This is a genomic window from Pseudomonas sp. GM21 (genome assembly GCF_000282215.1).
Taxonomy (GTDB): Bacteria; Pseudomonadota; Gammaproteobacteria; order Pseudomonadales; family Pseudomonadaceae; genus Aquipseudomonas.
Map to the genome: position 1 here is coordinate 54,224 of NZ_AKJS01000017.1, position 25,726 is coordinate 79,949.

Sequence of the window (25,726 nt, forward strand, 5' to 3'; positions counted from 1 at the left end):
CGCAGGCGGACAAAGGCTATAGTCCCACCACCGGGCACGCTGCTCAAAACGAGTCACTTGATTTTCAGACACAGACCCGTCAGCCCTATGGCCGGTCTGCCCGCAGCGAACATTCATTGGCTCCATCCGCTATGTACGCCAGCCTCAAATCAGTCATCCCACGGCCACCTTCCCAGAAAAACGCGCGGCGGTTCACGCTGTTACTGTGCACGTGTTCGGCACTTGGCAGCCTGATGATTTTCGGCCTGTCCGCACCCCTTCCATTGAGCTTGCTGGCGCTCAATCTGGCGGCACTGACCGGCGTCTGGGTGCAACATTACCTCTCGAGCAAATCAATACGATTTGAGCCACAGGAATTGGCGGAGCGTCTGCTGCAAGTACAGGAAAATGAACGCCATCGGTTGAGTAGAGAATTGCACGACGATATCGGCCAGTTACTGACGGCTGCAAAGCTTCAAAGTGAATGGCTCAGACGTCGGATGCCTGAAGAAATGCAAGGCCAGTGCTCAGTGCTCTGCGACACACTGGAAGAAACCCTGACGAAAGTTCGTGACGTTTCGACCATCCTTAATCCCAGGCAGTTGGCGAGTCTCGGACTGGAAGCCAGTCTTCGTGCGCATCTGCTCAAGACCCTGGCCAATACCTCAATGCACTGGAGCCTGGAATGCCATCAGCGCCTGACTGGCATACCGGAGGAAATGGCGGTGGCAGCGTTTCGAATTACCCAGGAAGCAGTGACCAACATTCTGCGTCACGCCCAAGCAACAAATCTGCTGGTCCGACTGCAACGTATGCCCTTGGGCTTGGCGCTATTGATCAGCGACGATGGTTCGGGTTTCGCTCCAGCGGCTGATCCCGGTCGAGAGGGCCAGCGTGGGATGGCCGGAATGCGGGAACGGATCGATCAGTTGGGCGGAACATTGACCGTAACCAGCAAGCCGGGTAAAGGCACTCAAATTGAAGCTCTCTTCCCCTGGGCGCCCCGTGCGCTCGAACGGGCCAGTACGAATAAGGTTTTACATTGACTTGTAACTTACTTCTGGTGGATGACCACTCGCTCATCAGGGCTGGCGTGCGCGCCCTGGTCCTGGATATTCCCGGCTATGCAGTCATTGGCGAGGCCGACGACGGCACGCAGTTACTCGAATTGGTCGAGATACTGTCCCCTGACATTATTTTGCTGGATATTTCCATGAGGGAAACCGGCGGTCTTGAAGCCTTGCAGCGACTCAAGCGGGTGCGTCCGCAAAGCAAGGTGTTGATCCTGTCGATGCATACCGACCCCGAACTGATCATGCAAGCGCTTGAGTCCGGCGCTCATGGCTATTTGCTCAAAGACACCACAGCCACCGAGCTGGAACATGCGCTGGATGCCTTGCGCAATAACGAGCGCTACTTGAGCCCCGCCATCGCCCACACCGTCATCAATCAGGCGTTGATCCGCAACCAGAAACAGCAACCGGAAATGCCCGCTTCACATAACCTGACGGCACGGCAACTGGAAATCCTGCGACTGATTGTTCGCGGCAAATCCACCCGGGAAATCGCCAATGGCCTGGACCTTAGCATCAAGACCGTCGAAACCCACCGCTCGCAGATCATGAAACGCCTACAGATCTACGACGTGGCCGGTCTGGTCCTGTTTGCCGTACGCGAGCAAATTATCAGTCTGGACGATTAACTGCCAACGATGCACTCAACAGCGGTGAATTCTCCGGCAAATGCACGCGCAATGCCGCGGCTCGCGCAGAAAAGCGCAGGTTATCGCCCTCCAGCGGCTCGCCATCCAGGTTGATGTGCAGACCTTCCGAGACTTTGATCTCGACCCAGGGCAAACGAGCACGCACAAACATGTTGTCGATGCCAAAACCATCGGCAAGCAGGTTTTTCAAGGTTCCGACCACTTCCTGAGGTGCCGGTAAAATACTGATGTCCAGCAGACCATCGTCAACCAGGGCCTCCGGGCATAGCTCATGCCCACCTCCCGCCTGCCGACCATTTCCGATACCCAGTGCCAATAGCTCGCCGCGCCAATAAAAGTCCGGCCCCTGCAACTCGCCATAAGCCGCATGCAATTCGCTGAAGCGTGACAGACCGGTAAACAGATACGCTGCACCGCCGATAATTTTTTTCAAGTCTTCCGACGTATTGGCCGTGACCTGACTGCCGAAACCGCCGGTGGCCATATTCAGAAAAACCTGCCCTCCAACGTCCCCCAGATCGATAGCGTGCGGCACAGTGTCCAGAAGCTCCAAGGCCTGCGCCGGTGCCAGGGGTACCCCCGCGGCTCGGGCAAAATCGTTGGCAGTGCCCAATGGCATCAGGACCAGGCTCGCCTGATTCGGGTGCGCGGCCAAGGCCTCCGCAATATCGCGCAAAGTGCCATCACCGCCGCCGGCTATCAGTTGCGTATAGCCTGCGCTCAACGCCTCTGCCACGCACCGCTGCGCGTCCCCTGCCTCCCAGGTCAGTCGGACTGCCAGCTCCCAGCCCTCCTGACGCTTACCTTCGACGGCCGCGCGCACCTCCTCATTGAGTGCCTGCTTGCCATGCAGAATCAACAGCGCCTTGCGCTCACTCATTGTCGTAGCTCCTGATTGGAATGCATTCAAGAGATGTTGACCTCACAGCCCCCTATAAAGGTCGCAAGACTTCGAGTTTTTTCGATGCTTGCAGGATTGCGGTCCTACAGGGCGGGATTTTTTCTTACGATATGTGAGGAATCGGCTCAATTGACCAACCGGGGCGATTGGTACACCTTGATGTCAGCGGTTATCTGTCATCAACAGCAAATACACAGGGATGTGCAACCTATGAGTACCCCCCTTTCAAGGGTTACAAAAAACGCAAGCAAGACAAATGTCGGCTACCCAAACGACACTGATGCAAGGAGCGATTTCCTCCATGCAAACTCATGACATGAAGTTGCCGCTCAACCCGGTGGCGTCGCTCACAGAAACTCGCGCCAATCATCAGGCTGAATTCAACAACAACAACAACAACAACAACAACAACGCAAAACCCGCTACAGGAGTTGATATGGAACCTCGCGTCATTGAACTGGAGACCCATTTGAAATACATCCGAAGAGACATGGACGAAGTGCGCAATGACGTCAAATCCATCAAGCACAGACTGGCCTACTCGGCGGGCGGAACCGCGGTAGTCCTCGGGCTTTTGGGCTGGGTTGCCAATAGCCGCTTCGACCAGGTCGTGACACTTCTGGTTCGTTAAGCGCCAGGCAAGCACGCAAGACCCGGCAGATTGACCGGGCTTGCGGCAACTAGGCCTTACGAGGTCAGCCCAAGACTTCGCTCAGAGGAATGAAAACCACATATTCACCCTCCATCAACGTGCGATCTTCCAACACCTCAACCAGGCCATCGGCCCAGGCAGCACTGCGAAGTACGCCAGAGCTCTGATTCTTGTAAATAATCGCCCGGCCATTCTCCAGGCGTCCTCGCAAGTACTCTCTTCGATTACCAGGCCTTGGCCAGACGAACCCGGCCGGCACTTGAAACTTCAGCGGTTCGACCTCTTTTACACCTTGACGGCGCAGAAGATAGGGTCTCGCCAACAAAGCAAAAGTGACCAGTGTCGACGCTGGGTTGCCGGGCAAACCAATCACAGGTACGCCGCGAAAATGCCCGAATGTCAGCGGCTTGCCAGGTTTGATGGCGAGCTTCCACAGCGCCAACTCGCCCTCTTCGCGCAAGGCCATGCCCAGAAAATCGGCTTCTCCTACAGACACTCCACCCGTGGAGAGGATCAGATCAACATCCTTCAATTCGCCGAGGCGGGCACGAGTGGTCACCAAATCATCAGGCAGAATACCGGCATCGATGACTTCACAGCCCAGGCGTTGTAACCAACTGCACAGCAGCGCGCGATTGCTGTTGTAGATCTGTCCTGGGCCCAGGGCTTGGCCCGGCTCGACCAATTCGTCTCCGGTTGAGAGAACCGCAACACGAACCTTGCGAACCACATCCAGCTCAGCGCAGCCCAACGATGCCGCCAAGCCCTGCTCGATAGGCCCAAGCCGTGTGCCTGCCGGCAAGACAAGCTCGCCAACCGTGGTTTCCTGACCTTGTGGCCGGATGTTTTGACCCGGTTTCATGGATTCGAGGAAACGCACTCGCTCGTCCGCCTGAACCTCGGCATTTTCCTGCATTTCGACACAGTCAGCGTCCGCGGGCACAGGCGCACCGGTAAAAATTCGGACACAGGTACCGGGCTTCAACGGTTCGGGCGCCTGACCGGCAAATATCTTCTGGCTGACCAACAACGGTTCTCCCGTCCAGTCAGCGACACGCAAGGCGTAGCCGTCCATGGCACTGTTCGGCCAAGGTGGCAGATCAAGGGTCGAAACCAGGTCATCGGCGAGCACGCGCCCCTGAACCTGCGCCACCGGCAAGCGTTCACGCTCGCGGATGGGCGAGGCTTCTGCCATTTCCAGCAGACGCGCCAGCGCCACCTCGACAGGCATCAGGCTTGCGGTTTTGCCAGGCTTACCCGCGGGATTCACAGGGTGCCGCCTGTTTCAGGTGAGTCACGAAATTGCAGGGGCGATGCCGCGCATCAAGCTGTTCGCCGAGAATGCCATCCCAGCCGGTCCGCACGGCGTTGGTCGAACCCGGTAAGCAGCAAACCAGCGTACCGTTGGCCAAACCGGCCAGCGCCCGGGACTGCACGGTCGAGGTGCCAATGTCGGCAACTGAAATCTGCCGGAACAGCTCGCCAAAACCATCAACTTGTTTGTCCAGCAGACAACTCACCGCTTCTGGCGTGCTGTCGCGTCCCGTGAACCCGGTACCACCGGTGATCAGCACCACCTGCACCACCTCATCGGCAATCCAGTTGGCGACTTGCGCGCGAATTTTGTAGAGATCATCTTTAAGCAAAACCCGAGCTGCCAGGTTGTGACCGGCGGCGCTCAAGCGGTCGACAAAAACCTGGCCTGACGTATCGGTTTCCAGGGTTCGGGTATCGCTGACCGTCAGCACCGCGATATTTAGCGGCGCGAAAGGTACATCAGCCTTGGCTTTCATAGGCTCGTCCAGTTGTAGGAAAAACAGCTCGGTGTTATATCACAGCGCCTCACTTTTTCAGCCCCATGGAGACCTGCCATGCCCATTAACTCAGCATTGCCACCCTGCTCCATTTTGCTCCTGGCGGGTGGACGTGGCCAACGCATGGGGGGTCAGGACAAGGGTTTGCTGGAATGGCACGGAGAGCCGCTGATCGCGCACCTGCATCGCAAGACACGCGACCTGAGCGATGATCTCATCATCTCGTGCAACAGGAACCTGGACAAATACGCGCCTTACGCCGATCAAATGGTTCATGACGAGGAAGACGATTTCCCTGGACCATTGGCCGGTATTCGCGCTGGTCTCAAGGCGGCCCGACATCCTCATCTGCTAGTGCTGCCCTGCGACGTACCCCGCATCGATGCTGCGCTGCTCCGCAGCATGCGCGAAACCGCCAACAAGCACCCAGACAAACCGCTGATGCTGCGCCACGGCGAACATTGGGAACCGTTGCTTTGCATTATCCCTGTCGCGCTCTGCGCAGCATTCGACAAGGCATGGAATGAAGGTGAACGCAGCCCGGGACGCGTCATGCGCAAACTGCAAGCCACCGCACTACAATGTACAGACAACGACCCGCGACTGGCCAACCTCAATACCCCGGAGTTATTAAGCGCGCCTGGCACCGTGTCAGAATGACATTAGCCAAGGAACTTGCGAGCGGTGTACACGTCTCAAGCCCAGCAACTAAAGAATTCTTTTTTCGGAGACACACTCATGACTCAACGGACCCTCGCCACATTCACGCTCGCAGTGGGCCTAGCGACCTTGGCGGGCTGTGCATCACCGACAGTAATCACCTTGAATGACGGTCGTGAAATCCAGGCCATCGACTCGCCAACGTATGATGAACAGTCGGGTTTCTACGAATTCGAACAGCTGGATGGCAAGGAAACCCGTATCAACAAGGATCAAGTTCGCACCGTTAAAGAGTTGTAGTTTTCACTGCACCTGCCTGATACGAAAAAGCCCGCTTGATGCGCTTGATGCGGGCTTTTTAGTGGCCGGAATTTTTCACCACTGCAAGGTGATGGTGCTTTCAAACACCCTTTCCTGGCCGGTGACCGGATCTACAAACCGCAAGCCCTGAGCGAGCAATTTCAGTGGATTGGCGTAGTCATCTTCAACGTCCTTGAGCACCTGCGGGTAAAACGGGTCGTTGCAGATACTCGCGCCCAGCGCTGTCATGTGCACGCGCAATTGATGTTTCTTGCCCGTCACCGGGTAAAGCGCATACCGCCAGAGATCTCCGTTCTTTTCCCGAACCTCGACTGCTGTCTCGGTATTGCTGACACCTGGACCTTCCTGCATGCGAAAAAACGGCACACCATCGATGAGCCGGCTTTTATGCACCAATGGAAAGGCCAGTTCAGGCAATGCGGCGGCGATAGCCTCATAGCGCTTTTCAATCTGTCGTGTCGGAAATAACGACTGATACGCTGAACGGCTCTGCGGGTTGGCGGAAAACAGCACCAGCCCTGCCGTATGCCGGTCAATGCGATGCAACGGCACCAAATGAGGGTTATCCAGTCGACGAATCAACCTGCGCAGCAGCGTTTGCTCGACGTACTCGCCGGCCGGGGTCACCGGCAGGAAATGCGGCTTGTCGGCGACCACCAGATGCTCGTCGGCATAGAGAATCGTCTCGATCACCGGAATCGGCTTTTCGTCCGGCACCTCACGGAAATAATGAATCCGCAAGCCTTCCTTGTAAGGCAGATCAACTGCGATCGGCCTTCCGTGCCCGTCGAGCACCCGACCGCGAGCCACTCTGTCCAGCCATTGTTCACGACCGATAGCGCTGAAGTGTTCGCACAGGCAATCGATAACGGTCTGCCACGAACCTGGCGGCAAGTAGAGTGTGCTGGCCTGGCTGTGTGCAGCGGAAAAAGATGAAGTGGACATACGAAAGTTCTGACCCTCAATACAGGTTGGCATTATCCAACAGTGGCCGAGTCGAACCTAGTAGAGAATCTTCAAGCCGGAATCGGCGCACGCGCCGCTGCTTCAGTGAACTCCTTGAGCCAGCGCAACACATCCACGGCTTCCCAGCGAGCGGGATCGTAGAGTGCGTACAACAACCCCTGATAGCCCACGACATCCAGCTGCCGGTGATAACCCGCACGCTGGAACAAGGCTTCGATTTCGGCGAAACAGGTATTGAAATGCAGTTTGTTAAAGGGGGTTTTGCCCTCGGTCACCAGACCGTCCAGACGCAATTCGAGGACAGCCTCGCGCACAACATCGACCGACATCCGGTTCACGCTGTTTTTCAATTGTTCGACATTGACCACGATTCATCCCTCTCTTGCCCGGAACTGCCTGCCCAAACCCGAAAACCCGGGACAGCAAGGCAGCACCACGAATAGCTGTATGCGCATACAGTATCCGAAGAGCATCGGTTAAGCCAAGGGGATCAATCGCAAAGTTCGACAGACGGGACCATCGCCGCAGCCAAAACCACTTAACTCAGAAACGCTACAACCTGTTCGGCGCTGAATGGCCAACCCAACTCCGCGCCGGTATCGATTCGCCGCAAGACCGGAATGCGCAGACTGTAGGCTTCAAACCAGGATTCATCGACAGCGATATCGACCAGTTCAACCAGTAGACCGCGCTCGACAAACTCCATCAGCATGGCTTCGGCCACTTCACAGAGGTGGCACCCAAGGGTGCCAAACAGCTGACATTCAGGAAGCATGAGCGCTCACCCGTAAAAATTTAAGTGACTATTCTAGGCCTGCCCCGAAAAGCCGTCGAGCCATTGAATCTCCTGCGCTGGCGCATGAACCACAAGCGCGGGCGGTATAACCCTGATGCAAATCAGTCGCCGTTTGTGCCATTTAAGCAATGCTCACGTTTTTTTTGCTTCTACGCTTGAGTAGCCAGCGTCTGTCAGCGGAGTTTTTTGTGTTTGCCAATCTCTTGATCATTCTCGTTTCATCATTGCTGGTCATCGCGCTGTTCCAGCGCCTGCGATTACCCCCGGTCCTGGGCTATCTGTGCGTGGGGTTGATGGTTGGCCCGACCGCCTTCAACTGGGTGAAACAAAGCGAAGGGCTGCCTTACCTTGCCGAGTTAGGCGTGGTGTTCCTGCTGTTTTCGCTGGGTCTTGAGTTCTCCTTGACGAAAATGATCGCACTACGCCGGGTAGTGTTTGGTCTTGGCAGTTTGCAAGTGCTTGCAAGCGGGCTGCTGCTGGGTGCTTTGCTGATGATGTTCGGGATGCCGATGACCGCTGCGCTGTTACTGGGCGCGGGTCTGGCGCTGTCGTCCACCGCCATTGTCAGCAAGGAGCTGACCAGCCTTGGTGAGATTTTCAGCAGTCATGGCCAGAATGCCATTGCCGTGCTGCTGTTTCAGGACGTGGTGGCTGTATTGCTGCTGACCCTGGTGCCCGTGTTCGCCGGCAACAGTGATCAGGCCTGGTATTGGGCACTGCCCCTGACACTGTTGAAGACCGTGGTGTTGTTCGTCGGTCTGTTACTGGTCAGCCGCTGGTTGTTGCCCAGATTGTTCCATGAAGTCGCCGCCGCCCGCTCTGCCGAACTGTTCGTACTGCTGGCCCTGGTGATTGTTCTACTGACGGCCTGGCTGACTCACCTGCTGGGTCTCTCCCCCGCCTTGGGCGCGTTTCTCGCCGGCATGCTTCTGGGCGAAAGTCATTACCGGCATCAGGTCGAGGCCGATATCCGCCCGTTTCGCGACATTCTGCTCGGCCTGTTCTTCGTCAGCATCGGCATGCTGATCGACTTGAATTTGTTCGCCAGCCACGCGCTGCTGATCCTGGCCATGACATTGGGATTGCTGCTGATCAAAGGTACCGTGGTGGCGTTGCTGGTCAAATGGCGTGGCAGCGATGGCGAAACCGCCTGGCGCAGCGGCCTGGCACTGGCCCAAGGGGGTGAATTCTGCTTTGCGCTGATGGCGCAGATGCAACAAAGCGATCTGATACCCGCGCAACTTGGGGGCCTGCTGCTGGCTGCTACGTTCTGTTCGATGCTCGTCACGCCGCTGATGCTGCGCGCAGCCCCGTCCATCGCAAGTCGCCTGCACCGCAAATCCAACAAGGAAGCACAACTCGAAGAAATCAGCGCACTTAACGCGGACCTGGACAAGCATGTCGTCATCTGTGGTTATGGGCGCGTGGGTCAGTCCATCGGGCGTTGTCTGCGCCATCAGCAACAACCTTACATTGCGCTGGACCACGATGCGGTAAGGGTCGAGGAAGCGGCCGTCAGCGAAAGCTGCGTGCATTACGGGGACTCGCGTCGAGGTGAATTACTGGTTGCCGTAGGGCTGGCCCGCGCCAAACTGCTGGTGATCGCAGTGGATCAGACCGACATCGCGCTGGAGATACTCAAGGAGGCACGCAGGGTCAATTCGCGTGTGCCGATTCTGGTCCGTACCCGGGACGACAGCCAGTTAACCGAATTGAAAGAGGCCGGCGCCAACGAAGTCGTGCCGGAACTGCTGGAGTCCAGCCTGATGCTCGCCTCCCATGCGCTGATCATGCTGGGACTGCCCGCCCATCAGGTACAGGAGCGGGCTGATCAGATACGACATGATCGCTACCGGATGTTGCACGACTTTTATCCCGGGGCCGAAGATGCCGAGAAGTGATTCAGTCCTGACTGACGGCGCCGATCTTGTGTACCGACAGGTCCGCGCCGTAATACTCCTCTTCCTGACTAAGGCGCAGCCCATGGAACGCCTTGATCGTTCCATACACCGCAAAACCACCGGCCAGCGCCACGACCACTCCCAGAGAAGTACCGATCAACTGACTGATCAGACTCACTCCACCCAGGCCGCCCAAGGCCGTCTGGCCAAAAATCCCGCAGGCAATGCCACCCCACACACCACACAGACCGTGCAAGGGCCACACACCCAGCACATCGTCGATGTGCCATTTGCCCTGCGCCGCGGTAAAGCACCAGACAAAAAGTGCTCCGGCGATGGCGCCGGTCACCAGTGCGCCCACCGGGTGCACCAGGTCGGAACCGGCGCAGATGGCCACGAGCCCGGCCAAAGGGCCGTTATGCAGAAAGCCTGGGTCGTTGCGCCCCACGATCAGTGCCGCCATGGTTCCGCCGACCATGGCCATCAGCGAATTCACCGCCACCAGACCGCTCACGCCTTGCAAGGTCTGGGCGCTCATGACGTTGAAGCCAAACCAGCCGACTATCAGAATCCACGAGCCCAACGCGAGAAAGGGAATGCTCGACGGTGCAAACGCCACCAGGCGACCGTCGCGATAGCGCCCTTGTCGTGGCCCGAGCAACAACACTGCCGCGAGCGCCAACCAGCCACCCATGGCATGGACCACTATGGAACCTGCAAAATCATGGAAGCTGGCACCGAAGCGCGCCAACAACCACGATTGCAAACCAAAATTTCCATTCCAGATCATCCCCTCGAAAAAGGGATAGATGAACGCCACGATCAGCGCGGTCGCGCACAACTGCGGGACAAATCTGGCGCGTTCGGCGATGCCGCCGGATATGATCGCCGGAATGGCCGCGGCAAAGGTCAGCAAAAAGAAGAACTTCACCAGCCCGTAACCATGGTCGGCATTGATCACCGCGGCCGGTTGCAGAAAGCTGACTCCATAGGAAATCCAATAGCCTATAAAGAAGTAGGCCAGGGTCGAAATGGCGAAGTCGCTGAGAATTTTCGACAAGGCGTTGACCTGGTTCTTTTGCCGAACCGTGCCAACCTCAAGAAAAGCGAAACCGGCGTGCATGGCCAACACCATGACCGCACCAATCAGGATGAACAGTGTGTTGGAGCTATGGACCAGACTGTCCACAGCACTTTGCAGATTTTCCATGGATTGGCAGACCTTAAGACTGAAAAAGCACCAAAGCAGTTCGCGCAGATGATTTACGCACCACGTTGCGGCTTATCCGGAGCGAATCGTTGATCCCCATGAACCGCTTTGGCGCAAAAAAAGCGAAATGACGCGCGAGTTTTACTGTTTGGGTCGAGGTTTACTGAAATTACGCCCGACTACAGCGCAGCAACGCCGGCAAGCGCACCACGACACAGCAAAAGTTGTACCAGTCATTTGTACTGAACCTTCACGCAAGGCTCATACTCGAACCCATCAGAAGCCAATACGGAGATCCACCCATGGCCAGCATCAAGGCAAAGACTGCTCAAGAAATCCTGATGAACGATTTTCAAACACTGGTCAGCGACACCGAACGGTTGCTGGAACACACCGCCACTCTCGCCGGCGATCAGGCGGATGAGTTGCGTACCCAGATCCACGACAGCCTGCTGCGTGCCCGGGAAACCTTGAAGCTGACCGAAGACTCATTACGCGAGCGCGGTCAGGCCGCCGTCACCGCTACCGAGGATTACGTTCAGGCCAACCCATGGCAATCGGTCGGGATTGCCGCCGGAGTAGGTTTCCTCATTGGCCTGCTGGCTTCTCGGCGCTGATATGTCTATCGGTGAATCCAGCTCGTCTGCGACGGGCACAAGCGCTTCATCGCGGCGCCTGGGGGCCGCGTTTCTCGGACTGTTGCATAGCCATGTCGAACTGTTCGGCATCGAGTTGCAGGAACAAAAAGCACGCACTGTAAGCCTGCTGTTATTTGCAGGCCTGGCACTGGTCTTTGGATTGCTGCTGCTGGTGGGGTTATCGGGACTGGTGTTGATTGTGTTTTGGGACACCTATCGCCTGCCCGCCATCATCGGGCTCTGCGTGTTCTATGCCCTTGCCTCCCTATTCTGTGCGTTCCGTTTGAAAGCGGCGGTTTTCGATGAGTCCTCGCCCTTCCATGGCACCCTGGAAGAATTGGCCAATGATCGGGAGCGCCTGCTGCCATGAGCCTGCCTGAACTGCCGCACAACAGCTCGCGCACGGAAATGCGCAAGGCACTGATTCGCCTGCGCATGGAAATGCACCGTCAGGAAATTCGCCATGAATCCAGAGAACTGCTGCTGCCTTTGCAGCGGATACGTGGGATGTCACAAGACTTCCAGAGCAACTTTGGCATCAAGCATGCCCCGCTCTGGGGCGTGGCAGCGGTGACCTTGCTGGGCTTTTTGACCGGGAAAAGTACCAGGAACGGTGGCGTCAGCAGCCTGACTCGCCTGGTTCGTCTGGGCACCAGCCTCGGGCCCTTGATCAAACTGGTCCTGCAAAGCAATTCACCTAAACACTGAAGTGCCAAACAAACGGGATGAACCTCTTTATCGAGGGGTTCCATCCTGTGTGCCTGACCGGTGATCACGCGATCACACAAACAAGACTTGTCTCACCGCCGGGCAATTTTTCGACAATGGTGAGCAGCTGCTGCTCATCGACATTGACCCCGCCGGGATCTAGGCTAGAAGATCAGTCACCTGACGGAGAGACCAGCCTTGGATTGGCAAACCCTGCTTACCCGCGAACGCCTTGGAAAACCTCTGCACAGTCCAGAGGAACTCGGTCGCAGCCCTTTTCACAAAGACCATGACCGCATTATTTTTTCAGGCGCTTTTCGCCGGCTGGGACGCAAGACCCAAGTCCATCCAGTCACCAGCAACGATCACATCCACACGCGCCTGACCCACTCGCTGGAAGTCAGCTGTGTCGGCCGCTCGCTGGGCATGCGTGTCGGTGAAACCATTCGCGACGGTCTGCCCGACTGGTGCGATCCGAGTGATCTGGGGATGGTGGTGCAGTCGGCATGCCTGGCCCATGACATCGGCAATCCGCCTTTCGGTCACTCCGGCGAAGACGCCATCCGTCACTGGTTTCAGCAGGCCGCTGGCCGTGGCTGGCTGGATGACATGAGCGCAGTCGAGCGTAATGACTTCCTGAATTTCGAAGGCAACGCCCAAGGTTTTCGCGTGCTCACTCAGCTTGAATACCATCAGTTCGACGGTGGCACGCGGCTGACGTATGCCACGCTGGGTACGTACTTGAAGTATCCGTGGACAGCGAAGCACGCTGACTCACTGGGCTACAAGAAACACAAGTTCGGCTGTTATCAGAGCGAACTGCCGTTGCTGGAGCAGATCGCCCATAAACTCGGCTTGCCACAGCTGGAGGAGCAACGCTGGGCGCGCCATCCATTGGTGTATCTGATGGAAGCCGCCGATGACATCTGCTACGCGCTGATCGACCTGGAAGACGGTCTGGAAATGGAGTTGCTGGAGTACGCCGAAGTTGAGTCTTTGCTGCTCAACCTGGTGGGCGACGATCTTCCACAAACCTATCGACAGCTGGGCCCACTGGATTCGCGTCGACGCAAACTGGCCATTCTGCGAGGAAAAGCCATCGAACACCTGACCAATGCCGCGGCTCGCGCTTTCGTCGAACAACAGGACGCCCTGCTGGCCGGCACGCTACCTGGCGACTTGGTGGAGCACATGCATGGCCCAGCCAAGCGCTGCGTCTTGAACGCCAAAGACATGGCCAGAAAAAAAATCTTCCAGGACAAACGCAAGACACTGCATGAAATCGGCGCCTACACCACGCTGGAGATTCTTCTGAACGCTTTCTGCGGGGCGGCACTGGAACAACACAATGGTCGAACGCCGTCGTTCAAAAGTCGCCGCATCCTTGACCTGCTGGGCAACAGTGCGCCCGATCCTCACGGTCCTTTGCACACTTCATTCCTGCGCATGATCGACTTCATCGCTGGCATGACCGACAGCTACGCCAGCGAAATGGCCCTGGAAATGACCGGTCGTTCAAGCGGATAAATACCCGACCCGCTGTTCAGATCGTCTGAGGAGCGGGTCGATAGTGGATTCGCACATCAGCGCCAACAGAATCGCCCTACATCTTGTGCAGAGTCGACTGATCGGTAGCTCCCACTGCTCACGCAACAATCACCTCCTGGGGTAACTGGACTAACTTAAAAAAACTTCCGAGGAGCACAATCGACCCTTTGCGGGTTACTTGGTTAAACCCTTGAAACAATCAGACTTTAGAAACCTGTTGACCCGGGTTTCGCTACCAAAACAAAGCACTAAAAAACACACTTGGCACACAAACAACCCATCTAAAAAAACACCACACTCATCCTTCCACTTAATACAAAACTTTTATTGATCCTCATTCAAAACCTAGTTGGATCGTAGTCCGATTCCTCTTCGGCTGTAGGATCTTTCCTATATCACTGCTATCTGCCTGTCAGTTCATGCGCCACCTCAACTATCTGAGCTAAGGTGCGCGCTTTATTTGAGCTCGCATGGGATCTGATTATGAACTCCGTTTTTATTGTCGACGATCACCCCGTTATCCGCCTTGCCGTCCGAATGTTGCTCGAACATGAGGGTTATAAAGTTGTCGGTGAAACTGATAATGGGGTCGACGCCATGCAGATGGTTCGCGAATGCATGCCGGACCTGGTCATTCTCGACATCAGTATTCCCAAACTGGATGGCCTAGAAGTTCTCTCCCGTTTCAACGCTATGTGTACCCCGTTAAAAACCCTGGTATTAACGGCTCAGTGCCCGACATTGTTCGGTATTCGCTGCATGCAGTCCGGCGCGTCGGGCTATGTCTGCAAACAGGAAGACCTCAGTGAACTGGTGAGTGCAATCAAGGCGGTGCTTTCAGGCTACAACTATTTCCCCAGCCAGGCATTGAACCCGGTCCGTAGCGATGACACACGATACGCCGACCTGGAACTGTTCAAGGCAGTCAACGACAGGGAGTTGATGGTGTTGCAACTGTTTGCACAAGGCCGTACCAACAAGGAAATTGCCAAGGGCATGTTCCTCAGCAACAAGACAGTCAGCACCTATAAAAAGCGGTTGATGCAAAAACTCAAGGCCAGATCACTGGTAGAACTCATCGATATGGCTAAACGCAACGCCTTAGTGTGAGAGTCCGGATGACCAGTCGTTTAAAGGATTATCTAATACTGATAGCTGCTGGCTTATGTCTGAGCACCTCAGTGTCTGCGACACACTCCGCCAGCGAGCATTACACCCTGCTCAGTCGCTCAATGGTCGGTCACATGGAAGTCCAACTGGATAAATCACAACGACAATGGCTGAACAACAAACGTGAACTCATTCTGGGCACTTCAGCCCCCGATTACCCGCCTTTCGACCTGACCAATAGCAGCAGCGACTATGAAGGCTTCACAGCCGATTACGCGGGCATACTTGGCAAGGCCACCGGCCTGCCCATCAAGGTTCAGCGCTACGCGTCCCGAGACAACGCGATCGAGGCGCTGGAAAACGGTGACATAGATATGCTTGGCAGCGCCAATGGGTTCGAAGCACGCAATGCCGACCTTGTACTTTCCACTCCTTACGCCGTGGACCAACCGGTACTGGTGACACGGGAAGGAGAAACCCGATCCCTGTCCGATGGCCTTGCCGGGTTGCGGCTGAGCATGGTGTATCACTACTTGCCAATGGAAGAAGTCAAAACCCTGTATCCAAAGGCAATTATCTCAACCTTCCCGTCGTACCAGAATGCGATCAACGCTGTCGCATTCGACCAGGCGGATGTCTTTCTCGGCGACACCATTTCAACCCATTACCTGATCAACAAGGGTTACCTGAACAACGTCCGGATGGCCAACTTCGGTAAACATGAAGCCCACGGCTTCAGCTTTGCCGTACATCAGAACAACCCGCAACTGCTGGGGATCATCAACGCGATACTGAGTGCCACCCCCACCAGCGAGCGAGAAAATATCGCCAAACGCTGGAGTGCAGGCAGTGACATCCTGCTCACCGATCACAAGCTGCAATTGACCAGTCGCGAAGAACGTTGGCTGGCGCAACATCCGCTGGTTCGCGTAGTGGTCAATGAGGCGTTTGCCCCGCTGACGTTTTTCGATGACGACGGAAACTTTCGGGGTGTTACTGCCGACCTGCTTGATCTGATCAGATTACGCACCGGCCTGCGCTTCGAGATCCAGCGCAGCCGAAGCGATGACGAAATGATCGAGCGAATCAGTCATCATCAGGCCGACTTGATTGGCGCCCTGCTACCCAGCGCACTACGTGAAACGCGACTGAACTTCAGCCGCCCGTATCTGGAAAACTCCTTTGTGTTGCTGACGCGCAAAGTGCCCGATAACCCGATTGATCTCACGCAGTTTGCGGGCAAGCGCTTGACGATTGCCCAAGGCAATCCGATGGTGGATTACCTGCGTCGGGAGTTCCCGCACGTCAATCTGATCGAAACCCCGGACACCTTCAGTGCCGTGCAGCTAGTTGCAGAGGGCAAGGCTGAAGGCGCCGTAAACTCGCTGGTGATCGCCAACTACTTCATCTCGACCAGAATCTTCGAGCAGCCCCTTCAGATCAGTTCCACCCTTGGCACGCAGCAGGCTGCGTTCTCACTCGCAACAGGGCGTGATGCCAAAGAACTGAGCGCCATAGTCGACAAGGCATTGCTGAGTATTACCCCGCAGGAGTTGGGCATTATCAACAGCCGCTGGCGGGGATACTCGTCGAATGCGCAAAACACCTGGCGCAGCTATCACCGGGTGTTCTATCAGGTGGTATTCGCTGCGGGTGTGCTATTGCTGATGTCTGTTGCCTGGAACGCTTACATGCGTCGGCAGATAAAACAGCGTCAAGCGGCCGAACGCGCGCTGAATGATCAACTTGAGTTCATGCGATCCCTGGTCAATGGCACGCCCCATCCAATCTACGTGCGTGATCGGCAGGGATTGCTGCAAAGCTGCAATGACAGTTACCTGGAAGCCTTCAGTACAAAATACGAAGACGTCATCGGCAAAAGTGTCATTCATGGCAGCATGAGCAATGCGTTCGAGGCTCAGGAATATCAGGCTGACTATCAGCGCGTCGTGAGTGAGGGGACACCGTTGATTCTCGACCGCACCCTGCAAATCGGCAGTCGCACGCTGACGATTTATCACTGGGTTCTACCTTACCGGGACTCGAGCGGTGAAGTGCAGGGCATCATCGGCGGCTGGATCGACATCAGCGAACGGCGACAACTTTTCGAAGATCTTCGAGAGGCCAAGGAACGTGCGGATGAGGCGAACAGAGCCAAAAGTACTTTTCTGGCGACCATGAGTCATGAGATCCGCACCCCGATGAACGCAATCATCGGCATGCTGGAACTGACCCTCAAACGTATCGAGCCGGCTCATCCAGACCGCACCGCCATTGACGTCGCCTACCATTCGGCGAAAGACCTGCTGGAGCTGATCGGCGACATTCTCGATATTGCGCGCATTGAATCCGGGCATCTGAGCCTGAACCCGGAGCGCGTCAACCTGGGAGAAACGGTGGCTTCGGTGGTCAGAATCTTCGACGGCCTGGCCCGACAGAAAAACCTCCGCCTGTTGCTGGACTTCAGTCCTGCACAACCGCCAAACGATGTGCTGTTGGACCCGATGCGCTTCAAGCAGGTGTTGTCCAATCTGGTCAGCAACGCCATCAAGTTTACCGAACAGGGTCAGGTCTGGATTGTGGTTGAGTTACAGGCTACTGACGAGCCCGAGCGGGTCTTGCTGCGCGTGCAGGTCAAGGACAGCGGAACGGGGATCAGCGAGCAGGATCAACAGCGTCTGTTCGAGCCATTCGCTCAGGCGACCCATAGCGCGCAGTCGAGCCGAGGGGGTGCCGGGTTGGGCCTGGTGATCAGTCGCACGCTGTGCGAGATGATGGGCGGCAGCCTGCAATTACGCAGCCAGCCCGGTGTCGGCACTCAAGTCGAAATATCGCTGCATCTGGCGACATTGCCACCAGAGCTGATGCCGAAAACTGCCGAAGCGCCTGTTCAGCCCGCCTCAACCCCATTGAACGTCCTGGTGGTCGACGATCACCCGGCCAATCGTTTGCTCATGTGTCAGCAACTGGAGTTTTTGGGGCACCACTACAGCGCAGCAGCAGAGGGCGAGGCCGGATTCGAGGCATGGAAGCACGGGCTGTTCGATCTGGTCATTGTTGATTGCAACATGCCGATCATGAACGGCTATGAACTGGCCCGGTCAATTCGTCTACACGAACAGCAACATCCCCGCGCGGTCTGCACTCTGCTGGGTTTTACCGCCAATGCTCAGCCGGAAGAAATACAACGCTGCAAACAGGCCGGGATGGACGACTGCCTGTTCAAACCCCTCAGTCTGACGGCCTTGAAGCAGTGGATTGAACGCATCAAGCCGATTGCCCGCGTCCCGGCGTTCAGCCTCGAAGGCCTGCAACTGCTCACCGGTGGTAATCCGAAGCTGGATCATCGCTTGTTGTCCGAGCTGCTGAACAGCAATCGTCTGGACCGTGAGCAATTGCGGTCGCTGTCCCAGTGCAAGGACCGCCAGCCTTTCCTGGACGTCGCCCACAAAATCAAGGGGGCGGCCCGGATCGTCCATGCGTGTCGATTGATTGACAGCTGCGAGGCGCTCGAAATTGCCTGCCAAGAAGTCTTCCACCCCGAAAACGTCGCCAATTACACCAAAGCCATCGAGCGCGCCATGCTCGAACTGGAGCAAGCCTTGCAACAACAAATAGGGCACAACGACAGAAGCAAAACGAGGGAGCATTAACTATGCTTGAACGTTGAGCAGTGTGTTTACCCTCATGGAGAGACCCCGGTATGCCAAGCCCACTGCGCGCAGATCAACGCCGGTTTCCGTTGCACGTTCATATCAGCGTGATGTTTACCTTCCTGCTGCTGCTCACGAGCTTGGTGTTGGGCATTTTCAATTACCGGCAAACTACGCAAATCATCCTGTCCAGCAGCGAAAAACTCTTCAACCGGATCGAGCAGGATGTCCGGCTGGATTTGCAAGGCACCTATGAACCGATCCGCCACCTGTTGAGCTTGTTGGTGGACAACCCGGCTACCGAAGCGTCGGCACTGGAGCAACGGCTCGCGCTGCTGAAGCCCTTTAGCCAATCTCTAAAAGACAATCCCAACCTGGCCTCGCTGTATCTGGGTTACGGCAATGGCGACTTTTTCATGGTGCGTCCCCTGCGCATCCCGGCCGTGAAAGCACTCACCAAGGCCCCGGAAACGGCGGCCTATCAAGTCTGGAGCATCGAGCACCCGGCCGACGGTGGAAAGGTGCGATCCCAGTCTTTGTTTTTTGATCAGCACCTGGCACTCATCGACCGCGAGGATAATCCCGACGAAACCTTCGATCCGCGCACACGTGCCTGGTTTAGCAGCGCCCGCAGCAATGAGGACCAAATCACCACCGAACCCTATGTGTTTTTCTCCACTCACGATGTTGGCACTACCTTGGCCCGCCGCAGCGGCGCGAACGCCGTGATGGGCGCCGACCTCACCCTCGCCGAACTGTCGGCGACGCTGGCCAAACATGTGGTGACCCCGCATACCGAAATCGTCCTGTTCGATGGCAAGGGTAATGCCGTTGCCTATCCCGACAGCACCAGGCTGATCGTTGACGAGCAGACCGTACGTTTGGTCAAGGCAGCCGATTTGAATCCGGCACTCGGTGCCCTGCTCGCTCGGCCCACTGAAGGTAATCGCCTGGACGTCGCGGGTCGCCAATGGATTGTCGCCCGCAGCAGCATGAAGGAAGGTGGGCCTGAAGGATTGCAGCTGGCGCTGTTGGTGCCGGAAGATGAATTGCTTGTCGATGCCTACCGCATGCGCAGGCAAGGGGCGCTGATTACTCTGGCGACGTTGCTGTTGTGCCTGCCGCTGGGGTGGCTCACTTCCAGAGTTCTGGTCAAACCCCTGCGCGCACTGGTGCAGGAAGCCGATGCGATCCGTAGTTTCAATTTCAACTTTCCTGTCAGCCGACGATCGCCAGTGCTGGAGGTCGACCAACTGAGCGTGTCGATGGCACTCATGAAGGACACTCTGGCGAGCTTTTTCCAGATCACTGACAGCCTGAGTGCCGAGACCCGTTTCGCACCGTTGCTGCAGCGGGTGTTGTTTGAAACAGTGAAAATCGGGCAGGCCCAGGCAGGCCTGATTTACCTGCGCGAACAGGATAGCGACCGCATGGAGCCTCACGGGCTGGTGATCAACGAGACCGCCCAGGCATTACCTGCGTTCGGGATTCAAGGCTACGAACTCCGCAACCCACAGAGCCCTCAGTGGTTGCAGCAGTTGTCGAACACCGACAATGTCGTCACCAGCCTGAGTTTCGAAAGCGCCGCCGACCTGCAAAAGGTGATGCTTGCGCTGGACAGCCCACGGGTTCATTTGATCGGTATCCGGCTACACAACCGGCATAACGAAACCGTGGGCCTGTTGATCCTGTTGCTGGCCGACAGCGGCACACAACACGACCTGGAAAAGCTGCGACCGGACCGCATTGCATTTCTCCAGGCGGTGTCGGGTGCGGCGGCGGTGAGTATTGAAAGCCAGCGCCTGCAAGCCAGACAGAAACAGTTGCTGGACTCTTTTATTCAACTGCTGGCTGGCGCGATCGATGCCAAAAGCCCTTACACCGGCGGGCACTGTCAGCGGGTACCGGCGTTGACATTGATGATCGCCCAGGCTGCAGCCGCCAGTCAGGAGCCGGCCTTTCGCGGCTATCAACCTACGGAAGACGAGTGGGAAGCCCTGCACATCGCGGCGTGGCTGCACGACTGCGGCAAAGTCACCACTCCTGAATACGTGGTCGACAAAGCCACCAAACTTGAAACCCTGAACGACCGCATCCACGAGATCCGCATGCGCTTCGAGGTGCTCAAGCGCGATGCCTGGATCAATTATTGGCAGGCCATTGCCCAAGGGGGTGACGAGCACCATCTGGCCGAATTGCGCAACTCCATTCTGGCGGGACTGGACGATGATTTCGTGTTCATCGCCCGCTGCAATCTGGGCGGCGAAGCCATGGCCGATGCCGATCTGCAACGCTTGCGCAGCATTGCTTCACGCACGTGGACTCGAACCCTGGATGATCGGCTCGGGGTTTCATGGGAAGAGAACCGCCGCCAGGATCGAACGCCAGCGCCGACGCTGCCCGTCAGCGAGCCATTGCTGACAGACAAACCCGAGCATCTGTTCGAACGCGCCGAAAGCGAACTGATCCCGGATGACAATCCGTGGGGTTTCAAGCTCGACGTACCGCACTACAAATACAACCGGGGCGAGCTCTACAACCTGAGCATTAGCCGAGGCACGCTGACTCGCGAAGAGCGTTACATCATTAATCACCACATGGTGCAGACGATCCTCATGCTCAGCCGCCTGCCCTTTCCCGAGCACCTCAACAACGTCGCGGAAATCGCCGGTGGCCATCACGAGAAAATGGACGGCACCGGTTATCCCAAACGGTTGAAGCGTGAAGAGATGAGCCTGCAGGCGCGCATGATGGCGATTGCCGATATTTTCGAAGCGCTGACCGCTGCCGATCGCCCGTACAAGAAGGCCAAAACCTTGAGCGAAGCCTTGGGCATCATGGCCAACATGTGCCGTGACGCCCACATCGACCCGCAATTGTTCGAGTTGTTCATCAACGCACATATTTATCTGCAGTACGCAGAACGATTCCTCGATCCTCAGCAGATTGACGCTGTTGACCGGCCAAGCCTGCTGCTCAAGGCAGGATTGAGCGCATGATCAGCAATCGGTCAGGCGCAGGAATATCGCCGCCAGCCGCTCGATACCCGCCTGATCTTCAGCGCTAAAACGCGCCAGTTTCGGGCTGTCGAGGTCCAGCACACCGATCAAACGACCGTCCTTGACCAACGGAACAACCAATTCGCTGTTCGAGGCGCTGTCGCACGCGATATGACCGGGAAAGGCGTGCACATCTTCAACCAATTGCGTCTGCAAGGTCGACGCAGCCGTCCCGCACACGCCGCGACCAAATGGAATCCGCACGCAGGCGATCTGCCCCTGGAACGGACCGAGCACCAGCTCTTCGTTACGATTGAGGTAGAAACCGGCCCAGTTCAGATCATCGAGCTGGTTGAACAAGAATGCCGAGAACTGTGCAGCATTGGCGATAAAATCACGCTCGTCCGCCAGCAACGACTCCAGCTGCGCCCACATCATGCCGTAACCATCCAGGCCTTGGCCGCTCTTCTGTAAATCAATCATGCTTTGTGCTCCAACAGCTTGAGCCCGACCCAATAGCGGGCAAATTGATAGGCACAACGGCCATTGCGATTGCCTCGCCCCCCGGCCCAGCGCACCGCAAGGATGTCCAGCTCGTCGTCACGCTGCCACTCAAGCCCGGCCTTACCGGCCAGTTGACCGATCCAGTGTTCGACAACGTTGAGGAAATGTTCCTGAGTAAACGGATAAAACGACAGCCACAAGCCGAAGCGGTCCGACAGCGCGATCTTGTCCTCCACCGCCTCGCTGGGGTGCAGTTCGCCGTCGACCCTTTTCCAGTTTTCGTTATCGCTTTCCTTTTCCGGCACCAGGTGACGACGGTTGGAGGTGGCGTAAAGCAGGACGTTATCCGGTGCCTGCTCAAGGGACCCATCGAGCACGCTCTTGAGTACACGATAATCGCCCTCGCCCGACTCGAACGACAGGTCATCGCAGAACAACACGAAGCGCTGCGGCAATTTGCCGATTTGCTCGACCACTCGTGGCAGGTCCGCCAGGTGATCGCGCTCGATTTCGATCAGGCGCAAACCGGCGCTGGCGTGTTCGGCCAACAACGCACGCACCAGCGACGATTTACCCGTGCCGCGCGAGCCCCAGAGCAAGGCATGGTTGGCCGGCATGCCGTCGATGAACTGTTGGGTATTTCGACCCAATTGTTCCAATTGCCGGTCGACACCGATCAGGTCGGACAGGCGCATATCGAGGCTGACGTGCAGGGGCAACAGAAAACCACTGCGCCCCTCGCGTTGCCAGCGCGCAGCCAGGCATTGGCTCCAGTCGATGGTTTGCCGAGGTGCGGGCAGCAGCGGCTCGATCCGGGCCAAAACAGCATCGGCGCGTTCAAGAAAAGCATTCAATCGGGCGTCCACGTCTTCTCCTCGGGCATGTTCACAGTGATGATGGCGATACAGCGACGAATACACGGCGTTCGGTGCCCGGCTCATCCTTTGCTCAAGGGTTCGCGAGAACACCGGTATCCCTGCATGATCGGCTATGCTTGAGCAGCGAAAGAAAACGGAAGTGGTTCAACACCCCATGGATATCAAATTCACCCACCGGCTGTCATACAAGCAAGCCAAGCTTACTGTGCTGGTCGGTTTCATTCTGGGCACGCTGCTCAGCCTGCTGCAAATAGGCATCGATTATGCCAGCGAAGACGCCTCCATCAACCGCGAAATACGGTCTTTACTGGAAATCAGCCATAATCCCGCCTCGCGCATCGCCTACAACATCGACGCCGAACTCGCCCAGGAACTGACTCTGGGCCTGCTGCGCTCACCGGCGATCATCAGTGCCAAACTGACCGATAACCGCAATACCGTGCTGGCCAGCGTCAAGCGTCCAGGCACGCAAAGCGGTTATCGAGTGATCAGCGACTTCCTGTTCGGCGCCAATCGGCACTTCGAAGACCGGCTCTTTCTCGATCACCTGCCAAACGAATCCCTCGGGACCTTGCAACTGGAGGTCGATACCTACGCTTTCGGCAGCCGGTTCCTGCGCCGGGCCGAAGTGACGCTGCTCAACGGCTTCGCTCGAAGCCTGATCCTGACAGGCATTCTGCTCGCGCTGTTCTACGTGATGTTGACCAAACCCTTGGTGCGGGTCATTCGCGAACTCAGTGGCCGTGATCCGCGTAGCGTGGAGCCGGCCCGGGTGAAATGTCCGCCAGGGCACGAGGACGATGAAATCGGTGTTCTGGTCAAAGCCGCCAACGAACAATTCGAAAACACCGCTACCGAAATCCATCAACGACGCAACGCCGAAAATCGCTTGACCGACTACCTCAGTCAACTGGAAAGCATCGTCTCGACGCGTACCGCAGAGCTCAAGGCAACCAATGCGAGACTGAGCCAATCCAATCGGGAGCTGGAGATCGCGCGCACCACGGCCATCGATATGGCCGAAGCACGCTCGGTGTTTGTGGCCAACATGAGCCATGAAATTCGCACGCCCCTCAACGGCCTGTTAGGGATGATCGCGTTGTCGCTGGACGGCCCGCTCACTGCCGAGCAGCAGCAACAACTGTCGATCGCTCATGACTCAGGCAAAGTGCTGGTGGAACTGCTCAACGATATTCTCGACCTGTCGAAGTTCGATGCCGGTCAGCTTGAACTGGAGCACATTCCGTTCGACCTTGGCTCGTTGGTCGAAGACACCGCCAATCTGTTGTCCCAGAATGCAGCGCCGAGCGTGGAACTGACGTGCCTGATCGATCCGCAATTTCCGGCGCTGGTGCTGGGGGATCCGACCCGAGTGCGGCAGATTGTCAGCAACCTGTTGTCCAATGCACTCAAATTCACCCGCTTCGGACGGGTCGACTTACGTCTGTCTACGTTTGCGGAGGGCGTCAGAATCGAGGTCTGCGATACCGGTATCGGGATCGCCCTGGATGCCCAGGCCAAGATCTTCCAGCCGTTTACCCAGGCCGGTGCCGGTATCACCCGGCAGTTTGGCGGTACGGGGCTGGGCCTGGCCCTCACCCATAACCTCTGCGAAGCCATGCAGGGGCGTCTGACGATCAGCTCGGAAGCCGGTTTCGGCAGCCAGTTCTGCGCCGACCTGCCGCTGCCTGCCCACACCCGCGCCATGTCCCCGGCACCGCTGTCCGGCAAGGTCCTTGCAATCACCGCCGCCAGTAGCGGGCTGGCCGAGCTACTGAAAACCCTGTTACCTGCATGGGGGCTCGACTATCAACAACGTTCCATGGATGACTCGTTGATGGGTATTGAGCCTGATGTCCTGATCACCGATTGCCCCGAATGCCTGTTTGGTCTGCGCCCCACCCTTGCCGCACCGATTTTGCTGGTAACCGCTTATGGCAACTTCATGCCCAGCGAACAGGCGAGCGCACTCGCGCCCTTGCAGCAACAAGCGCGACCGCTGGCGCGTAACGCGCTGTACCAGAACTTGCAGCGAGTCTTGCAGCCGCAAACCACAATGACCAACGAAGTGCGGGTCGAAGTCGTGCCCCACCCGCGGCGTGGCCGCGTTTTGCTGGTCGAGGACAACCCGGTCAATCAGATGGTGGCCAAGGGCATGCTGGGGAAACTCGGCTGTGAAGTCATCGTCGCCGCCCACGGTGCCGAAGCTCTGGATCAGCTTGAGCTCAGTGACTTCGATCTGGTGTTGATGGACTGCAACATGCCGGTAATGGACGGCTACGAAGCGAGTCGGCAAATCCGCCGCAGCGGGCGCTGGCCGCAGCTGCCCATCGTCGCGCTGACCGCCAACGCGATGTCCGAGGAGCGCGAACGCTGCCACGCGGCGGGCATGAACGACTACCTGGTCAAGCCCTTGCGCCGTGAAGATCTGGCCACCCTGCTCGACGTGTGGGTGCCGACTACGACAGCGCCTTGATCTGCCCTAACAAATGATCAAGGCCTTCACGCAGATCACTCAGACGATCCAGATCCACCCCGCTGTCGCACAACAGGCGGGCCTTGAGCGGGCCGACCTGGTCTCGCAGAGCCTTACCGGAGGGTGAAAGGCTCAGGTGCACTTCACGCTCATCGCGAGCCGAACGCTGACGCTGCACCAGCTGCAATTGCTCAAGTCGCTTGAGCAATGGCGTCAAGGTGCCGGAATCCAGCGCCAGGCGTTCGCCCAACGCCTTGACCGTCGGCTGCTCGGGAGCGGCTTCCTGCCA

Annotated in this window: 24 protein-coding genes and 1 pseudogene; 15 read left to right on the forward strand and 10 right to left on the reverse strand. The window is 57.2% G+C overall.

The window, feature by feature from the left end:
* Window positions 1–131: 131 nt before the first annotated feature.
* Window positions 132–1,025, forward strand: coding sequence for a sensor histidine kinase (locus PMI22_RS24875; RefSeq protein WP_007943309.1), 894 nt, complete (start codon window positions 132–134; stop codon window positions 1,023–1,025).
* Window positions 1,022–1,681, forward strand: coding sequence for a response regulator (locus tag PMI22_RS24870; protein ID WP_033048815.1), 660 nt, complete (start codon window positions 1,022–1,024; stop codon window positions 1,679–1,681). The genes PMI22_RS24875 and PMI22_RS24870 overlap by 4 nt, the downstream gene beginning before the upstream one ends.
* Here PMI22_RS24870 and yegS read toward each other — a convergent pair.
* Complete coding sequence (yegS, locus tag PMI22_RS24865) at window positions 1,665–2,582, reverse strand: lipid kinase YegS (protein WP_007943311.1); 918 nt, start codon at window positions 2,580–2,582, stop codon at window positions 1,665–1,667. The two genes, PMI22_RS24870 and yegS, sit on opposite strands and share 17 nt — an antisense overlap.
* A 322-nt stretch (window positions 2,583–2,904) precedes the next feature.
* Here yegS and PMI22_RS24860 point away from each other — a divergent pair, with 322 nt between their 5' ends.
* Window positions 2,905–3,234 carry a hypothetical protein gene (locus PMI22_RS24860; protein WP_007943312.1) on the forward strand — a complete coding sequence of 110 codons (330 nt, stop codon included), beginning with the start codon at window positions 2,905–2,907 and terminating at the stop codon, window positions 3,232–3,234.
* Window positions 3,235–3,298: 64 nt separating this feature from the next.
* Here the strand turns inward: PMI22_RS24860 and PMI22_RS24855 are convergent, their stop codons facing one another.
* Window positions 3,299–4,525, reverse strand: a complete 1,227-nt coding sequence (locus PMI22_RS24855; protein WP_007943314.1) for a molybdopterin molybdotransferase MoeA — start codon at window positions 4,523–4,525, stop codon at window positions 3,299–3,301.
* Window positions 4,509–5,048, reverse strand: a complete 540-nt coding sequence (gene moaB, locus PMI22_RS24850; RefSeq protein ID WP_007943316.1) for a molybdenum cofactor biosynthesis protein B — start codon at window positions 5,046–5,048, stop codon at window positions 4,509–4,511. Before moaB ends, PMI22_RS24855 begins: the two co-directional genes overlap by 17 nt.
* A gap of 78 nt (window positions 5,049–5,126) precedes the next feature.
* Here moaB and mobA point away from each other — a divergent pair, with 78 nt between their 5' ends.
* Together mobA and PMI22_RS24840 are read left to right on the forward strand one after the other, a co-directional pair.
* Window positions 5,127–5,729 carry a molybdenum cofactor guanylyltransferase MobA gene (gene mobA, locus PMI22_RS24845; protein ID WP_007943317.1) on the forward strand — a complete coding sequence of 201 codons (603 nt, stop codon included), beginning with the start codon at window positions 5,127–5,129 and terminating at the stop codon, window positions 5,727–5,729.
* 78 nt (window positions 5,730–5,807) lie between these two features.
* Complete coding sequence (locus tag PMI22_RS24840; protein ID WP_007943318.1) at window positions 5,808–6,029, forward strand: YgdI/YgdR family lipoprotein; 222 nt, start codon at window positions 5,808–5,810, stop codon at window positions 6,027–6,029.
* 75 nt (window positions 6,030–6,104) lie between these two features.
* Here PMI22_RS24840 and PMI22_RS24835 read toward each other — a convergent pair whose 3' ends face one another.
* The 3 genes from PMI22_RS24835 to PMI22_RS24825 all read right to left on the reverse strand — a co-directional run bounded on the left by PMI22_RS24835 (window position 6,105) and on the right by PMI22_RS24825 (window position 7,791).
* Entirely contained in the window at window positions 6,105–6,995 is an 891-nt protein-coding gene (locus PMI22_RS24835; protein ID WP_007943319.1) for a pseudouridine synthase, read from the reverse strand.
* A 71-nt stretch (window positions 6,996–7,066) separates the two neighbouring features.
* Window positions 7,067–7,384, reverse strand: a complete 318-nt coding sequence (locus PMI22_RS24830) for a hypothetical protein (protein ID WP_007943320.1) — start codon at window positions 7,382–7,384, stop codon at window positions 7,067–7,069.
* Between the two features lie 170 nt (window positions 7,385–7,554).
* Window positions 7,555–7,791, reverse strand: coding sequence for a glutaredoxin family protein (locus PMI22_RS24825; protein WP_007943321.1), 237 nt, complete (start codon window positions 7,789–7,791; stop codon window positions 7,555–7,557).
* A gap of 209 nt (window positions 7,792–8,000) precedes the next feature.
* On the opposite strand from PMI22_RS24825, the gene PMI22_RS24820 reads away from it, so the two are divergent.
* A complete protein-coding gene (locus tag PMI22_RS24820; protein ID WP_033048816.1) occupies window positions 8,001–9,713 on the forward strand; it encodes a cation:proton antiporter in 1,713 nt (570 codons plus the stop codon).
* 1 nt (window position 9,714) lies between these two features.
* Here the strand turns inward: PMI22_RS24820 and PMI22_RS24815 are convergent, their stop codons facing one another.
* Window positions 9,715–10,923 (reverse strand): ammonium transporter, encoded by a 1,209-nt coding sequence (locus PMI22_RS24815; protein WP_007943325.1) that lies wholly within the window; start codon window positions 10,921–10,923, stop codon window positions 9,715–9,717.
* Window positions 10,924–11,225: 302 nt separating this feature from the next.
* Between PMI22_RS24815 and PMI22_RS24810 the strand changes: the two genes are divergently transcribed.
* The 8 genes and pseudogenes from PMI22_RS24810 (at window position 11,226) to PMI22_RS24780 (ending at window position 21,579) form a co-directional block, all read left to right on the forward strand.
* Window positions 11,226–11,540 carry a DUF883 family protein gene (locus PMI22_RS24810; RefSeq protein ID WP_007943326.1) on the forward strand — a complete coding sequence of 105 codons (315 nt, stop codon included), beginning with the start codon at window positions 11,226–11,228 and terminating at the stop codon, window positions 11,538–11,540.
* A gap of 1 nt (window position 11,541) precedes the next feature.
* Window positions 11,542–11,931: a phage holin family protein gene (locus tag PMI22_RS24805; protein ID WP_007943327.1), complete on the forward strand. Its 390-nt coding sequence runs from the start codon at window positions 11,542–11,544 to the stop codon at window positions 11,929–11,931.
* Window positions 11,928–12,269 (forward strand): hypothetical protein, encoded by a 342-nt coding sequence (locus PMI22_RS24800; RefSeq protein WP_007943328.1) that lies wholly within the window; start codon window positions 11,928–11,930, stop codon window positions 12,267–12,269. Before PMI22_RS24805 ends, PMI22_RS24800 begins: the two co-directional genes overlap by 4 nt.
* Before the next feature lie 198 nt (window positions 12,270–12,467).
* Window positions 12,468–13,796: a deoxyguanosinetriphosphate triphosphohydrolase gene (locus PMI22_RS24795; protein WP_007943329.1), complete on the forward strand. Its 1,329-nt coding sequence runs from the start codon at window positions 12,468–12,470 to the stop codon at window positions 13,794–13,796.
* A 154-nt stretch (window positions 13,797–13,950) separates the two neighbouring features.
* Window positions 13,951–14,049: pseudogene (locus tag PMI22_RS31860) on the forward strand (response regulator); the annotation flags it as partial.
* 251 nt (window positions 14,050–14,300) lie between these two features.
* Window positions 14,301–14,927 (forward strand): response regulator transcription factor, encoded by a 627-nt coding sequence (locus PMI22_RS24790; protein WP_007943330.1) that lies wholly within the window; start codon window positions 14,301–14,303, stop codon window positions 14,925–14,927.
* An 8-nt stretch (window positions 14,928–14,935) separates the two neighbouring features.
* Window positions 14,936–18,580, forward strand: coding sequence for a transporter substrate-binding domain-containing protein (locus tag PMI22_RS24785; RefSeq protein WP_007943331.1), 3,645 nt, complete (start codon window positions 14,936–14,938; stop codon window positions 18,578–18,580).
* A gap of 50 nt (window positions 18,581–18,630) precedes the next feature.
* Window positions 18,631–21,579 (forward strand): HD domain-containing phosphohydrolase, encoded by a 2,949-nt coding sequence (locus tag PMI22_RS24780; RefSeq protein ID WP_007943333.1) that lies wholly within the window; start codon window positions 18,631–18,633, stop codon window positions 21,577–21,579.
* Here the strand turns inward: PMI22_RS24780 and PMI22_RS24775 are convergent, their stop codons facing one another.
* Together PMI22_RS24775 and PMI22_RS24770 are read right to left on the reverse strand one after the other, a co-directional pair.
* Entirely contained in the window at window positions 21,580–22,062 is a 483-nt protein-coding gene (locus PMI22_RS24775; RefSeq protein WP_007943335.1) for a GAF domain-containing protein, read from the reverse strand.
* On the reverse strand, window positions 22,059–22,949 hold the full coding sequence (locus PMI22_RS24770) for an ATP-binding protein (protein WP_007943336.1): 891 nt from the start codon (window positions 22,947–22,949) through the stop codon (window positions 22,059–22,061). The genes PMI22_RS24775 and PMI22_RS24770 overlap by 4 nt, the downstream gene beginning before the upstream one ends.
* Before the next feature lie 166 nt (window positions 22,950–23,115).
* On the opposite strand from PMI22_RS24770, the gene PMI22_RS24765 reads away from it, so the two are divergent.
* Window positions 23,116–25,437: a hybrid sensor histidine kinase/response regulator gene (locus PMI22_RS24765; RefSeq protein WP_007943339.1), complete on the forward strand. Its 2,322-nt coding sequence runs from the start codon at window positions 23,116–23,118 to the stop codon at window positions 25,435–25,437.
* On the opposite strand, the gene PMI22_RS24760 is transcribed toward PMI22_RS24765, so the two are convergent.
* A partial coding sequence (locus PMI22_RS24760) for a MarR family winged helix-turn-helix transcriptional regulator (RefSeq protein WP_007943340.1) occupies window positions 25,421–25,726 on the reverse strand: 306 nt, incomplete at its 5' end. The two genes, PMI22_RS24765 and PMI22_RS24760, sit on opposite strands and share 17 nt — an antisense overlap.

Excerpts from the sequence above, each read along its gene's own strand:
- PMI22_RS24875 (WP_007943309.1), top strand. The coding sequence starts at position 132 with ATGTACGCCAGCCTCAAATCAGTCATCCCACGGCCACCTTCCCAGAAA.
- yegS (WP_007943311.1), bottom strand. The coding sequence starts at position 2,582 with ATGAGTGAGCGCAAGGCGCTGTTGATTCTGCATGGCAAGCAGGCACTC.
- PMI22_RS24860 (WP_007943312.1), top strand. The coding sequence starts at position 2,905 with ATGCAAACTCATGACATGAAGTTGCCGCTCAACCCGGTGGCGTCGCTC.
- moaB (WP_007943316.1), bottom strand. The coding sequence starts at position 5,048 with ATGAAAGCCAAGGCTGATGTACCTTTCGCGCCGCTAAATATCGCGGTG.
- mobA (WP_007943317.1), top strand. The coding sequence starts at position 5,127 with ATGCCCATTAACTCAGCATTGCCACCCTGCTCCATTTTGCTCCTGGCG.
- PMI22_RS24840 (WP_007943318.1), top strand. The coding sequence starts at position 5,808 with ATGACTCAACGGACCCTCGCCACATTCACGCTCGCAGTGGGCCTAGCG.
- PMI22_RS24835 (WP_007943319.1), bottom strand. The coding sequence starts at position 6,995 with ATGTCCACTTCATCTTTTTCCGCTGCACACAGCCAGGCCAGCACACTC.
- PMI22_RS24825 (WP_007943321.1), bottom strand. The coding sequence starts at position 7,791 with ATGCTTCCTGAATGTCAGCTGTTTGGCACCCTTGGGTGCCACCTCTGT.
- PMI22_RS24815 (WP_007943325.1), bottom strand. The coding sequence starts at position 10,923 with ATGGAAAATCTGCAAAGTGCTGTGGACAGTCTGGTCCATAGCTCCAAC.
- PMI22_RS24810 (WP_007943326.1), top strand. The coding sequence starts at position 11,226 with ATGGCCAGCATCAAGGCAAAGACTGCTCAAGAAATCCTGATGAACGAT.
- PMI22_RS24805 (WP_007943327.1), top strand. The coding sequence starts at position 11,542 with ATGTCTATCGGTGAATCCAGCTCGTCTGCGACGGGCACAAGCGCTTCA.
- PMI22_RS24800 (WP_007943328.1), top strand. The coding sequence starts at position 11,928 with ATGAGCCTGCCTGAACTGCCGCACAACAGCTCGCGCACGGAAATGCGC.
- PMI22_RS24790 (WP_007943330.1), top strand. The coding sequence starts at position 14,301 with ATGAACTCCGTTTTTATTGTCGACGATCACCCCGTTATCCGCCTTGCC.
- PMI22_RS24785 (WP_007943331.1), top strand. The coding sequence starts at position 14,936 with ATGACCAGTCGTTTAAAGGATTATCTAATACTGATAGCTGCTGGCTTA.
- PMI22_RS24780 (WP_007943333.1), top strand. The coding sequence starts at position 18,631 with ATGCCAAGCCCACTGCGCGCAGATCAACGCCGGTTTCCGTTGCACGTT.
- PMI22_RS24775 (WP_007943335.1), bottom strand. The coding sequence starts at position 22,062 with ATGATTGATTTACAGAAGAGCGGCCAAGGCCTGGATGGTTACGGCATG.
- PMI22_RS24765 (WP_007943339.1), top strand. The coding sequence starts at position 23,116 with ATGGATATCAAATTCACCCACCGGCTGTCATACAAGCAAGCCAAGCTT.